This window comes from Allobosea sp. 05T422_2 (assembly GCF_056396265.1).
Map to the genome: position 1 here is coordinate 1 of NZ_JBFTLD010000205.1, position 12,132 is coordinate 12,132.

General features: G+C 64.4%; 15 protein-coding genes. 9 read left to right on the forward strand and 6 right to left on the reverse strand.

What is annotated here, in order from left to right; translation table 11 throughout:
* Both AC1DJT_RS26535 and AC1DJT_RS26540 read right to left on the reverse strand, forming a co-directional pair.
* Positions 1-852, reverse strand: an 852-nt coding sequence (locus AC1DJT_RS26535; protein WP_476835209.1) for an NAD(P)/FAD-dependent oxidoreductase, incomplete at its 3' end; no start/stop codon positions are given.
* A gap of 18 nt (positions 853-870) precedes the next feature.
* On the reverse strand, positions 871-1,086 hold the full coding sequence (locus AC1DJT_RS26540; RefSeq protein WP_476776884.1) for a hypothetical protein: 216 nt from the start codon (positions 1,084-1,086) through the stop codon (positions 871-873).
* A gap of 199 nt (positions 1,087-1,285) precedes the next feature.
* Between AC1DJT_RS26540 and AC1DJT_RS26545 the strand changes: the two genes are divergently transcribed.
* The 3 genes from AC1DJT_RS26545 (at position 1,286) to AC1DJT_RS26555 (ending at position 2,685) form a co-directional block, all read left to right on the forward strand.
* Complete coding sequence (locus tag AC1DJT_RS26545) at positions 1,286-1,546, forward strand: GlsB/YeaQ/YmgE family stress response membrane protein (protein ID WP_441506838.1); 261 nt, start codon at positions 1,286-1,288, stop codon at positions 1,544-1,546.
* A gap of 24 nt (positions 1,547-1,570) precedes the next feature.
* On the forward strand, positions 1,571-2,044 hold the full coding sequence (locus tag AC1DJT_RS26550; RefSeq protein WP_441506837.1) for a YidB family protein: 474 nt from the start codon (positions 1,571-1,573) through the stop codon (positions 2,042-2,044).
* Between the two features lie 212 nt (positions 2,045-2,256).
* On the forward strand, positions 2,257-2,685 hold the full coding sequence (locus AC1DJT_RS26555; protein ID WP_441492268.1) for a VOC family protein: 429 nt from the start codon (positions 2,257-2,259) through the stop codon (positions 2,683-2,685).
* 79 nt (positions 2,686-2,764) lie between these two features.
* Here the strand turns inward: AC1DJT_RS26555 and AC1DJT_RS26560 are convergent, their stop codons facing one another.
* On the reverse strand, positions 2,765-3,409 hold the full coding sequence (locus AC1DJT_RS26560) for a pyridoxamine 5'-phosphate oxidase family protein (RefSeq protein WP_476768209.1): 645 nt from the start codon (positions 3,407-3,409) through the stop codon (positions 2,765-2,767).
* Positions 3,410-3,479: 70 nt separating this feature from the next.
* On the reverse strand, positions 3,480-4,460 hold the full coding sequence (locus AC1DJT_RS26565; RefSeq protein ID WP_441506834.1) for an MBL fold metallo-hydrolase: 981 nt from the start codon (positions 4,458-4,460) through the stop codon (positions 3,480-3,482).
* Between the two features lie 133 nt (positions 4,461-4,593).
* Between AC1DJT_RS26565 and AC1DJT_RS26570 the strand changes: the two genes are divergently transcribed.
* The 4 genes from AC1DJT_RS26570 to AC1DJT_RS26585 all read left to right on the forward strand — a co-directional run bounded on the left by AC1DJT_RS26570 (position 4,594) and on the right by AC1DJT_RS26585 (position 9,217).
* A complete protein-coding gene (locus tag AC1DJT_RS26570) occupies positions 4,594-5,508 on the forward strand; it encodes a LysR family transcriptional regulator (RefSeq protein ID WP_441506833.1) in 915 nt (304 codons plus the stop codon).
* 199 nt (positions 5,509-5,707) lie between these two features.
* Positions 5,708-6,631 carry a hypothetical protein gene (locus AC1DJT_RS26575; protein WP_476835210.1) on the forward strand — a complete coding sequence of 308 codons (924 nt, stop codon included), beginning with the start codon at positions 5,708-5,710 and terminating at the stop codon, positions 6,629-6,631.
* A 156-nt stretch (positions 6,632-6,787) separates the two neighbouring features.
* A complete protein-coding gene (locus AC1DJT_RS26580) occupies positions 6,788-8,407 on the forward strand; it encodes an OpgD/OpgG family glucan biosynthesis protein (RefSeq protein ID WP_476768210.1) in 1,620 nt (539 codons plus the stop codon).
* A 153-nt stretch (positions 8,408-8,560) separates the two neighbouring features.
* Positions 8,561-9,217 (forward strand): DUF1345 domain-containing protein, encoded by a 657-nt coding sequence (locus AC1DJT_RS26585; protein WP_441506830.1) that lies wholly within the window; start codon positions 8,561-8,563, stop codon positions 9,215-9,217.
* 481 nt (positions 9,218-9,698) lie between these two features.
* Here AC1DJT_RS26585 and AC1DJT_RS26590 read toward each other — a convergent pair whose 3' ends face one another.
* Positions 9,699-9,941: a hypothetical protein gene (locus tag AC1DJT_RS26590; protein ID WP_476835211.1), complete on the reverse strand. Its 243-nt coding sequence runs from the start codon at positions 9,939-9,941 to the stop codon at positions 9,699-9,701.
* A gap of 298 nt (positions 9,942-10,239) precedes the next feature.
* On the opposite strand from AC1DJT_RS26590, the gene AC1DJT_RS26595 reads away from it, so the two are divergent.
* Positions 10,240-10,452 carry a ParD-like family protein gene (locus tag AC1DJT_RS26595; RefSeq protein ID WP_441492272.1) on the forward strand — a complete coding sequence of 71 codons (213 nt, stop codon included), beginning with the start codon at positions 10,240-10,242 and terminating at the stop codon, positions 10,450-10,452.
* Positions 10,449-11,249 (forward strand): type I methionyl aminopeptidase, encoded by an 801-nt coding sequence (gene map, locus AC1DJT_RS26600; protein ID WP_441506829.1) that lies wholly within the window; start codon positions 10,449-10,451, stop codon positions 11,247-11,249. Before AC1DJT_RS26595 ends, map begins: the two co-directional genes overlap by 4 nt.
* A 124-nt stretch (positions 11,250-11,373) precedes the next feature.
* On the opposite strand, the gene AC1DJT_RS26605 is transcribed toward map, so the two are convergent.
* Positions 11,374-11,850: a hypothetical protein gene (locus tag AC1DJT_RS26605; protein WP_476835212.1), complete on the reverse strand. Its 477-nt coding sequence runs from the start codon at positions 11,848-11,850 to the stop codon at positions 11,374-11,376.
* Positions 11,851-12,132: the final 282 nt, after the last annotated feature.

The window sequence follows — 12,132 nt, forward strand, 5'->3', positions numbered from 1 at the left end:
GGCCTGACCCATGGCATGACTGATCTGGTCGAGACCGATCACGACATCGCCGGCCGCGTATAATCCCGCGATGCTGGTGCGCTGGTGGCGATCGACCTGGATGCAGCCATCATCCGTCACGGCCGCGCCCAATGCGGTCGCGAGGTCGGAATGAACGACCGAGCCAAGGGCKGGATAGACGGTGTCGAAGCGCAGCCGCCCCGCGGCCGAAGACAGGCTCAGGCCATCCTCCTCCAGCCGGAAGTCCTGCGCGGGTCCGCCGATGATGCGAACCCCGAGACCCGCGAGACGCTCATTCAGGGGGGCGGCAAGGCCCTCGGTTCCATCGAGGACAAGGCTGACCCGCGCCGTATACGACCGCAGGAATTCGCATTCATTCGCAGCGCCGGCATCGGAGCCGATGACCGCGACGTTCTGCCCGGTGACCTCGTAGCCGTCGCAAACCGGACAGTAGCGCAGGCGGCCCAGCATGAGCGCCTCGGCATGGAGCGCGTCGGCAATCGGGGGGCGACGGTTCGTGACGCCGGTGGCGAGCAAAACCGAGCGCGCCTTGATGTCGACGTCCCGCCCGTGCGCCCCGAAGCCGGAACCGTCGTGGGTCAGCGCCTCGACGTGGCGATCGACAATCCAGGTGCCGTACCGGATTGCCTGCGACCGCATCCGCGAGAGCAGCTCGCGACCGGAAATGCCTTCGGGAAAGCCGGCATGATTATGGGTGCAGGGGATCTGCAGCGCGCGGCCATGGCCCGCGTCCATGACGGTGACGCTGAGATGAAAGCGCGCAAGATAGATCGCCGCCGTCAGGCCCGCGGGGCCGCCGCCGATCACGAGGCAATCGAGCTGGTCTGACATGAGGGGCCCTCGGCTTGATCAGGCGACGCTTGCGAACGGCAGGGCGGAGAGGCTTGCGCGGCACGGGCGGTCTCGGGAGGACGTCACATCGGCATCTCGCCGCAACGCCCCGTTGACCGTCAGTTCCTCCATAAGGATCGATTGATCTCGGGAATGTGACGCCTGGAGCCACCCGATGAGCTGAACCCGCGCGGAAAAGGCATGGACGAGTTGGGCCGATGCGATCAGCTTCATCATGAACTCCGGACTATCCCAGGGATCAAACGGAGCGGGCAGTGAATTCGTTCCCGGCCGACGCGGGGCAGCCTCGCCTGGGCTGACGGGGCCGTAAGGGAACCTACTTGCCGATCGCCGGTTCAGGAGATGCGCTTGCGCATCGATCGAGCCCGCTGATGCGGATTCGGATGTGGCCTAGCGATTGCGGGAGGACATCGTGAGCATTGTGTGGACCATCGTCATCGGCTTTCTCGCCGGCGTGATCGCCAAATTCCTGACCCCTGGGTCGAACGAGCCGACCGGCTTCGTCCTGACGGCCATTCTCGGAATCGTCGGCGCCTTCGTGGCGACCTATCTGGGACAGGCCCTTCATTGGTACCGCCCGGGGGAAGGCGCGGGCCTGATCGGGGCGGTCGTCGGCGCCATCATCGTCCTGATGGTCTGGGCCTTCTTCTCAAACCGCCGACACAGCGTCTGACACCCAAGCGCAAGGAGCGACCTCATGAGCGAAAAGGGCTTTCCGTCGATGACGGCACTGCTGGGCCTCGTTGCCCTCGCAGGCTACCAGAATCGCGACAAGATCGCCGAGTGGCTCGGCCAGGCCAACCAGCCGACCCCAACCGGTGCACCGGCCGGCGATATCCCGAAAGGCGCGGATTCCGTGCTCGGCAATCTCGGCGGCACATTGGGCGCAGGCGGGATCGGCGGCTTCCTGAACGGAGGTCTGGGCGAGCTGATCGATCGCTTCAAACAGGCAGGCCAGGGCGAGAAGGCCGATTCCTGGGTGCGCCAGGGTGCCAATCAGGATGTTGCGCCGCCGGATCTGGAACAGGTGATCGGACCCGATGTCCTGGCCAAGCTCGAACGCCAGACGGGCCTGTCCCGTGACGAGCTGCTGTCCCGGCTGTCCCGGCAACTGCCTGACGCCGTGGATCGCTATACGCCCGACGGCAGGCTCCCCGCCGCCGGGGCCTGATCCCGCCCCTGCATGACCGGCAGAGCCGGTGACCGTCGACACGTCCAGCGACCGGCTCCCGTCATCGGGAGCCGGTTCGTCGTCGGGGCAGGGTTTCTCGAGGCTGCCAGGTACTGCCAGATCGGGTACTGCCAGATMGGGTACTGCCAGATCTCGTCACGGCCTGGAACCACACTGTCTCGCCTGAGTTGATGCGCAATCGGAAGGAACAGATGGAAACCCAGGAACTACATCGCGGCCGGCTGATCGATCATATCCAGCTCGTTGTCGCGGACCTCGGCGCCTGCCGCCGCTTCTACGAGGGCATCTTCCGCGAACTTCACATTCCGATCGGCGGGACGGCCGAGGATTATTTCTGGGTGGACGAACTCTTCGTCTCGAGCGCGCAGAGCAAGGCGGCGCAGGGCGAGCTCACGGGCCGGCACCATATCGCCTTCCAGGCCAGGAACCGCGCCATGGTCGACGCCTTCTACAAGGCTGGCCTCGACAGCGGCGGCAGGGATAACGGCGCGCCGGGCGAGCGCCCCTATCATCCCGGCTATTACGCCGCCTTCCTGCTCGATCCCGCCGGCAACAATATCGAGGCCGTCTTCCATGGCGAGGCCGAACGCAGCGCTCCATCGGTCAAGATCACGTTCTGAGTGATCGGCAGGTGGTGCCACCCGCGGCATGGGCGGCAGGATGGGCGCGTCGGGGCCTTTCCGAGCCACGGCCGACGCATCATGCCGCACCTTGCTCCAGGCGATTCTTCAGTCTGCGGTTCTCGTCTTCGAGGAACGCCAATCTGGCTTTGACCGGCTCCAGCCATTCCGCGAGCTCGGCCTCGCTGAAGCGCGGGGTGATGTGCTGCGGACAATTCCAGTCGAAGGCCTCGATCGTGATCGTGACAGCCCGTTCGACACGGGCGTCGTAGCCGGGAACCGCCAGCCTGGCCGCCAGTGCGGTGTCGAGGGTCACGTCGACGACATGCATATGCCCAAAGATCTTCAGGCGCCGCTGCTGGGCATAATCCATAAGGAAGAGCGAGACCCTGTCGTTCCCGGCGACATTGCCCGTGGTGATGTATTGCCTGTTTCCGCGATAATCAGCGAAGCCAAGGGTCTTGCTACCGAGAACCTTCAGAAAGCCGATCGGTCCGCCGCGGAACTGGACATAGGGCCAGCCCGTTTCCGAAACAGAGGCGAGATAGAACTCGCCGCGCCGGGCGATGAACGCCTCCTCATCCGGGCCAAGCAGGTGGTTTCGGGGTGCTGCTCCAGGATCGAGCGTTCCGTCGATCCTGGCATATTGACCCGCGCTGCCGTAGTGCTGGCGCGCATTCTTGACGGCCGGGGTCGAAGCGATCTCGAGATATTTGTGAAGCATGCGAGCCTCCGATATCCGAACCGGCGCAGCCGCCGGCCCGGAGGAATTGCGTCGAGCGCAGCAAGGCCATTCACCCCTGCTGGGCCCATTCTGCGGCAAGCCAGCGCAGCCGGCCGCCATCGGACACGATGTGGCCAAGCCCCGGGAATGGCATGTGTGTTGCGGCGATCAATGCCTTCTCCTCGGCCGCGCGCGGGAAGAAGCGGGCGCGCATCGCGCGGGCCGCCGCCGGATCCTGCTCGAAGACGAAGCCGATATCGGTGGCGGCCGGATGGAGGGAGGGATGGAAGAGCATGTCCGAGACCATGAGCAGGCTCTTGCCGCCATCCTCGACGCGCACCCCGATATGTCCGGGCGTGTGGCCCGTCAGGTCGACGATCGAGACGCCGCGCGTGATGCTGCGCTCGCCATCGATCGCTTGCAGCTTCGGATAGAGGCGGATGAACTCCGCCGATGCATCGAAGCTGCTCTTCAGGAAGCCAGGCGCCGTCGAGCGCTTGGCCGGATCGGTCCAGTGGGCGATCTCGCGTCTGTCGACATGAATCTCGGCGTTCGGGAAATTCCGGCGCCCGCCCGCGACCAGGCCGCCGATATGGTCACGATGCATATGGGTCACGATGACCGCGTCGATGCTCTCGGGTCCGACCCCGACGGCCTCCAGGGCGGAGGGCAGCTTTCCGCTCTCCCCAAGCAAGCCGGCCGGCCCTGTATCGATCAGGATTCGCCGCTCGCCGTCCTCGATCAGGTACTGGGTGAACATCAGGCGGATGCCGCTGGGGCGGGCTGCGAACTGCGCCGCCGCCGCCGCTTCGATCTCCTGGGGCAGCCGGCCCACGAAATAGGAGAATGGCATGTCGGCAAAGCCGTCGGTCAGCGCGGTCACCGTGAACCGACCGATCGAGATCCGCGCCAGAGGCGGGCCGGCCCTGGAGGCGATCGGCTGCGCCTGCGCCAGCGCGCCGCCGACGGACAGACCGGACGCTGCGGCCAGGGCGGGGAGGGCAAGGGCGGGGACGGAGAGGGAGAAGGCCCGGCGGGATAAGGCGGTCATTGAAGTCTCCTAAGCTGCGAGGGCAGCCGTCAGGCGCGCCCCTCGCGGGATTGAAGAGGATGCTAGAGCCTTCATTGAAACTGAGCTATTCAGAGAAATCGGGACGTTTCCTCCCGAAATTCGGGAGGATGGAATGGATCGCTTCGACGCGATGTCGGTACTTCTCGCCGTCGTCGAGGAGGGCAGCCTCTCGGCTGGAGCGCGCCGTCTGCGCTCGCCGCTCACCACGGTCAGCCGGAAGGTGGCCGATCTCGAACAGCACCTTGGAACCCGTCTTCTCGTCCGCACCAGCCGGCGGGTCGCGCTGACGGATGCGGGCCGCGACTATGTCGCCGCGTCCAGGCGAATCCTGGAACAGGTCGAGGAGGCGGAACGGGCGGCAGCAGGCGAATACAGCGAACCGCGCGGCGAACTCTCCGTCACGGCGCCCGTCGTCCTCGGGCGGCGCCACGTGCTCCCCGTCGCGGCCGAATTCCTGGCTGAATATGCAAGGATCGACCTGCGTCTGTTCCTGATCGACCGCCATGTCAATCTGCTGGAGGAGCATCTGGATATCGGCGTGCGGCTGGGTCATCTCGCGGACAGCAGCCTGATGGGGACGCGCGTCGGCGAGGTCAGGCGCGTGATATGTGCCAGCCCGGGCTATCTGGCTCGCCACGGTCGTCCCGCCGTCCCCGAGGACCTGCGCGCGCATGACGGCATCACGTTCAAAGGCTTCTCGACCTCCCCGGAATGGCGCTACCGTGGTGACACAGAAGCGCTCTCGGTGGAGCCGCGCACGCGGCTCGCCGTCAACTCGACGGAAGCGGCGGTCGAGGCCGCCGTGGCCGGTCTCGGTGTGGCCCGGGTGCTGTCCTATCAAATCGTCGACGAGTTGCGCTCAGGCGCGCTCGTGCCGTTGCTCGAAGCCTTCGCGCCGGAGCCGATCCCGGTCCAGCTCGTCTATGCTGCCCAGGGGCAGTTGCCCGTCAAGGCCCGCGCGTTCCTGGATTGGGCCGCCCCGCGTCTTCGCGCCCGGCTCGCTGATCTTCCGGTCTGTGCGGAGTGAGAGGGCTCGGAGCTGGCCCCCTCCGATTGAACAATGTCGCATCGGTCGACGTTGCCTCCAGCGCCGAGCTGGTATCCAGCGGTCGGGAACCGTTCGGGCGGGTGAGCGACAGGCTCTGGTGCGGCGCCAGGGCCCGGTGCAGGTTTGAAGGTCGAGTGAACGCGCCAGGCGTCTGCTCGAGGACAAGGGCGGATCGACGATGCCATCCCCGCTAGAGAGCATCACCGTCGAACCGGCCGGCGAGGACAGGGCTGGGGCGACCGCGTCTTTTCCCTATGACACGGCGCTGGTCGAGCGCTTCCGCGCGGCCTTTCCCCGGGCGCGCTGGCGCGATGATCGCCGTGCCTGGTTCGTGCCAGGGAGCACGGCCGAAAGGCGGCTCGATCGCTGGCTGCAGCGGGAACTTTCCGGCGTGCTCGCGCATGCCGATGCGCGCGGCAGGGACGCCTTCGCATTCGATCCGATCGTGAGCGACTATCTCGTCCCGGCAGAGGATCTGATGGTCCGTACGCCCTATTCCAGGACCGTCGTCGCGGAATTGCGCGCCGTGCTCTGGGCCTGGTGGGACGGCGAGGAAAGGCTCTGGCGCATTCCCTATCGCTCGCTGGAGGAACTGCGGCGCCGTTGGCCGGCGATCGAGGAGGCCGCCCGCCGCGCCGAGCCGGTCGAGCGGAAGCGGCGGCGAGACGAGTTGAAGGGCTCGGCAGAGCACCACGCGTTGCGCGCGAAATCCAGGGAGCGGCAGCGCCATCGCTATCCGGTCCTTGCCGATCAGCTCCCGCCCGGCGACCGCCCATTGATGTCTCATGCCGGCGCGCTCGTCTTCACCGAGGTCACGGGGGAGCTGGTCGACGAGGAAAGCCTGCACCAGCATTACCTCTGGAGTGCCGGCGCGACCGGCGATTTCGTCTKGGCAAGCTGGCGCAGGCCCGGCCATGACGAGCTGGTGCGGACATGGCCGGCGCGGCAGCCAGCGAGTGGGGCGGAGCTTGCCCGGGGCTGGTGGCAGCCGACCATCGAGGAGTTACGGGACGCCMGACGAAAGGCGAGATMGCTTGAGCGCGCACAGGCGACACGCAGGCAGCGGCAGATGCAGGGAAGGCAGGAAGAGAAGCCTGTATAGGCAATGCGTTATGGCATTCCGCTTGCCTGGGTCGTCAGGGCCAGGCCAAGCGGACATCGTTCAGGAGATTGCACGCCCTCGTTCATTGGACCTGCGGAACATAAGGAGGCAGGCCGGGGTTAGGCTCCTACCCAATCACCGTCGAGCCGAACACTCATGAATTCAGGCGAAAGCCATTTCCACACCCGCCGCTCCGCTCTCGCGACGCTGATCGCAACCGCCTTGCTTGCGAGAGGGCAGCCTTCGCTTGCCGCACCAGCGCCCCAACCAGGGGCTGCCCGTTTTGGTTTCGACGACGTCGTCGCGCAGGCGCGCATTCTGGGCGAGCGGCCCTTCGATTCCGGTGGCCTGACAATCCCGTCGGAGTTGTCGAAGCTGACCTATGACAGCTATCGCGAGATCCGTTTCCGGCGGGAAAAGGCCTTGTGGCAGGAGAGCGGTTCCGATTTCCGCCTGCTCCCGTTCCATCTCGGCTTTCTGCACGACAAGCCGGTGCAGTTGCATGTGGTGAAGGAGGGCAACGCCATCCCGATCCCGTTCACGACGAGCCTGTTCGAATACGGCAAGGTGCCGGTGCCCAAGCAGCTTTCGCCGTCGCTCGGGTTTGCCGGGTTTGCGGTGACGACCACCCTCAACGATCCCAAAATCCAGGATGAGGTGATTTCGTTTCTGGGGGCGAGCTATTTCAGGCTGATCGGGCGGGGCCACCGTTACGGGCTTTCCGCGCGCTCGCTTGCGATCGACGTCGGCGGCAAGCAGCCTGAGGAGTTTCCCTTTTTCCGTGCGCTTTGGCTGGAAGAGCCGAGGGCAGACAGCCTCGATCTGGTGATCTACGCCCTGCTGGATTCCCCGTCCGTGGCGGGCGCGTTCCGCTATGTCGTTTCGCCTGGCCGTACGACTGCGATGTCGGTCACGGCTACCCTCGTGCCGCGCGTGGAGATCCCGCGCATCGGCATCGCGCCGCTGACCTCGATGTTCCTTGCGGGTGAAGGCGACCTTGGACACCGAACCGATTTCCGGCCMGAAATTCACGATTCCGATGGGCTGTTGATGCAGAACGGCTCCGGAGAATGGATCTGGCGGCCGATCCGCAATCCCGCGAGCCTGCGGATCTCCAGTTTTGGCGACCGCGATCCGCGAGGCTTCGGCCTGATGCAGCGCGACCGCGAATATGGACATTACCAGGACCTGGAAGCGCATTATCACGCACGTCCGGGATATTGGGTCGAACCCATCGGTGACTGGGGCGAGGGCCGGGTCGACCTGATCGAGATACCGACCAACAACGAGGCATTCGACAATATCGTGGCGTGCTGGACGCCGGCGCGGCCGCTCGACATCGGCAAGGCCAGTGAGTTCACCTATCGGATCACCGCCTTGTCGACGACCAACGAGCTCCATGCCATGGCGCAGGTCCGCAACAGCTTCAGCGGTTGGGACATCCGGGAGCCCGATGCCGACGGAATGGGCAAGCAGCGGTTCATCATCGATTTTGGCGATGGCGATCTGGCGTATTTCGTGAGCGACCCCAAGCGTGTCGAGGTCGTCGCCTCGACGACCGCCGGTTCGATCGCCCATACCATCATCGCCGCCAATCCCGCCGCGAAAGGCTTTCGTGTCATCCTCGACGCGACCTTGCCAGTAGGGCAAACTGCCGACTTGCGCGTCTATCTCAAGTCGCGAAACCGCACCCTCTCCGAGACGTGGACGCAGTCTTGGTCGGTTCCTGCCCCTGCTGTCCGAGATGCGCCAGGCCATGTGGTCACTCGGGATTAGAGCTTCTGCCCGAAATGTGGATTGCGGTTCTTTGGAAAGCCGGCGCAAACATGAGGGGCTGGATCATCGGTCTGGATGCGCTATCCCGCCCGATGATCTGACCGGCATCGCTCCGTCCTGGACAGGGTCATTGGCCTGCAGGCGTGAGATCCGATGAAGCTCCTCCCACAATCCCTGCTCATTCGGCCCCGCCTTCTGATTGCGCTGGTGGCGGTGATGTTGCTGACGATCGTGCTGCCGCGCGACTGGGGCTGGGTGACGCGGCTTCTGGTGGCGTGGGACGCGGGCGCAATCCTCTATCTCGGCCTGCTGACGACGATGATCTTCGGCGAGACCGTCGAGCAGATCAGGGCGCGTGCCGCCGAGCAGGATGAAGGCGCGCTCGCCATCCTGATCATCGCCTGCCTGGCGGCCGCCGCGAGCGTCGCGGCCATCGGCATTCAGCTCGCCGGCCTGAAGACCGTGCCGCCCGACGAAAAGACACTGCACCTGGCACTGGGCGCCGTGACCATCCTCAGCTCATGGGCGCTGGTGCATGCCTTCTTCTCGCTGCACTACGCCCATGATTTCTACAGCGATGACGGTGCCGAGGGCGGCCTGGATTTTCCGGGCAAGGGCGAGCCCGACTATGTCGATTTCCTTTATTTCTCCTACACGATCGGTTGCACGTCGCAGACATCGGATGTCGGCGTCACCACACGCGAGGTCAGGACGATCGTGCTCGCCCATTCCATCCTCTCGTTCTTCTTCAACACCACTATCCTGGCCTTCGGCATCAATGTCGGCGCCTCGCTGCTGTCGGGGTCCTGAGGCCGGTCCGGGCTGGCTCTCCGGAGTGCCCATGGCGCATTCCCCGCAGCATGACGGTCAATCGGACCGCCGCAATGGAAGGGGCGGCCTGATGGTCAAGAACGGTTGGGGGAGGGGCGCCGCGGGAGGCGGTTTTCCAAGTAGACAGGCGGTCGATTACATCTCGGTGTCGTAGCGGCAATCTCAGAATTGCTTCTAATTTTGAAATAATGAACGCATGGCGATATTGCATTGGTTGCTGTTCTCTTGGTCATGAAGCGCGCTAATCTCGCATTGCTCGCTTTCCCCTCCCATCGCGGGCAAGCCGGTCGGCGCGGCCTTGGCCGCTGCGCTGGCCGGCATTTTTTTCTGAATGATGTGCTTTGCGCAAAGACGCGAGCGACGGCTGCCTCAAGCGTTGGTCGCTGGAGCGCGCAGAAGTGAGGGCCGATCCAGAGCGAGATACCCTGGCGACAACTCTCCCGTATCCGCCGCGGCTGCCCTAGTTGAAGGCAGCGTATTCGAGCAGCGCGATCAGGTCGTCATCCCGGATGATGATGGCGCAACCATTGGTGTGATCGATGATGATCTCCACGATTGCGCCACCCAGAAAGGCTGCGTTTGCATAGCGCGCAGCCGCGCGTATGCCGKTGAAGGTTGCCGTGGGACTCTCACCCGTCCAGACAGCAACCGTGCAGTTCACGGACTCGAACTGTTCCGCCATGAGCCAAGGATTGATCGTCACCTCTTGTCCCGCCCCGTTCGGCTGAAGGAGAATTATGAATCCATACTGAGGCCATCGGTGACGCTGAGGGTCTCACAACTCGTCGGATGCGTCATCCRACCAAAGTCGATCCTGATATTTGGGCGCGGGACCTTCCAGACGGCCTGCCTGGCGGCGGTCATGCCACGCTGTACGATAGGCCATGCATTCTCGGGACCAGTGTCAGGCGGCTCGCACCGGGCGCTTGCGATGCCGCCCCTTGGCTTTCATATCCTCGACATATATACGATCCATATATGAAACGTATATGGAGACTCCGATGGGCATCGTGAACATCGATGACGACCTGCACGATCAGCTGCGCCGGGCGAGCAAGGTATCGTTTCGGTCGATCAATGCGCAGGCTGCCTACTGGATCAAGCTCGGCATGCTCTGCGAGACCAATCCGGGGCTCAGCTTCACTGAGATCATCGAGCGCGAGCTGAATGCCGCAGGCGTCAAGGCTCAGCCGCTCGCCGAGACTGACGCATGACAAAGCAGCCTCGCGAGCTGGCATTGCTGGCCGAATCCGGGAGGTTACTGGCCTCCGTGTTCGGGATGCTGGATCGAACCGCGCTCGCCGGCCTGTCGACACTTCAGGTCAATGAACTGGTCGAGCACTTCATCGTCCACGATCTCCAGGCCCGACCTGCGAGCAAGGGCCAGTATGGCTATGATTTTGTGTTGAATGCTTCGGTGAACGATGTCGTTTGCCACGGTGTTCCATCGCAATCGACCGTGCTTCGGGACGGGGACATCGTCAATTTCGACATCACGCTCGAGAAGAACGGCTATATCGCGGATTCCAGCAAAACCTATCTCGTCGGCGAGGTGAAACCAGCCGCCAGGAGGCTGGTCCAGACCACCTACGAAGCGATGTGGATGGGCATCAAGGCGGTTCGGCCGGGTGCGCGGCTCGGAGATATCGGCTGGGCGATCGAGCGACATGCCAAGCGGAGCGGTTATTCGGTGGTGCGCGAGTATTGCGGTCACGGCATCGGCCGGGAGATGCACGAGGAGCCGCAGGTCTTGCATTTCGGAAAGCCAGGAACCGGCCTCGCCCTCCGCGAGGGCATGGTTTTCACGATCGAGCCGATGCTCAACCGCGGCCGGGGGAGCGTGAAGACAGAGGCTGACGGCTGGACTGTCGTGACGAGAGACGGCTCGCTGTCGGCTCAGTTCGAGCACACCGTTGCCGTGACGGCGTCCGGCGTCTCGGTTCTGACGCTCCGTCCCGACGAACAAGGCGCAGGGCCAATGAAGCGGCGTGCGCTGGCGGCGGTCGGCTGATCCGGCAGCGCCGCGGAAGCGCCGTCCTGCGTGATCTGATCTGGTCGTCGAAGGCGGATCGGTCGGATCGCCTGCCGCATCATGCTGGGATCCGCGGTCGCTCGCGGTTCAGGTCCCCTTGCGCCTAGTCCCATTCTCTCTCCTGGGATCGGATGTCGCGCAAGGAGTGAACGAGATCGATCGCCTTGCCGAACAGGCGCGCCCTCGGGATCGGGAGCGCGGCGCCGCCGGCGCAGGAGATCACCTCGGCGACGTCTTCATGGGAATTGCCGACGAACTGCCGCTTGCCGCTGATGTGAAGCGAGGACAGGATTCCATCCCCCTGGTGTCTGGAATCGAGTGGAAGCGGGCCCGATGCTTTCTCGGCGTCGAACCAGACCGGCGATCCGTCCGGCAGCGCAAGCTCGGCGAGTGTCGGCAGCTTCTCACCGACCACAGCGGCGACATAGTCCGGCAGCTCGATCACCAGCAGCACATCGACGCAGTCGATGCGGGTCTTGGCCAACGGGTCGCCATCACCGGGAACAGCCMGCCTGATCCGGGCGACCCGGCGCGCCAGCACCTGAACCTGAGATCCGTCAGACAGTGTCAGCGAGATCATTGTCGTTCCCGGGCGCTCGTTTCACGATAGCCAGCCTCAACGTAATGCGCCTGCTGGCCGATACTCAATCACGGCATGATCGTAACCTTAAGGCAGGACGACCTTTGTGGCCCGCCACCGCAGGAAAGCAGCGCCAACCCTGCCGCTACCCYGCCGCAAGACCGCCCGAGATTCCCCGGTCGAAAACCCCGTTCCTGAATAATTGTTCATGGAACCAATGGCTTAACAGATTGTTCCCTTCATCGGCCGGGGGCTAACAGGAGATCGACTATGATCAGGAAG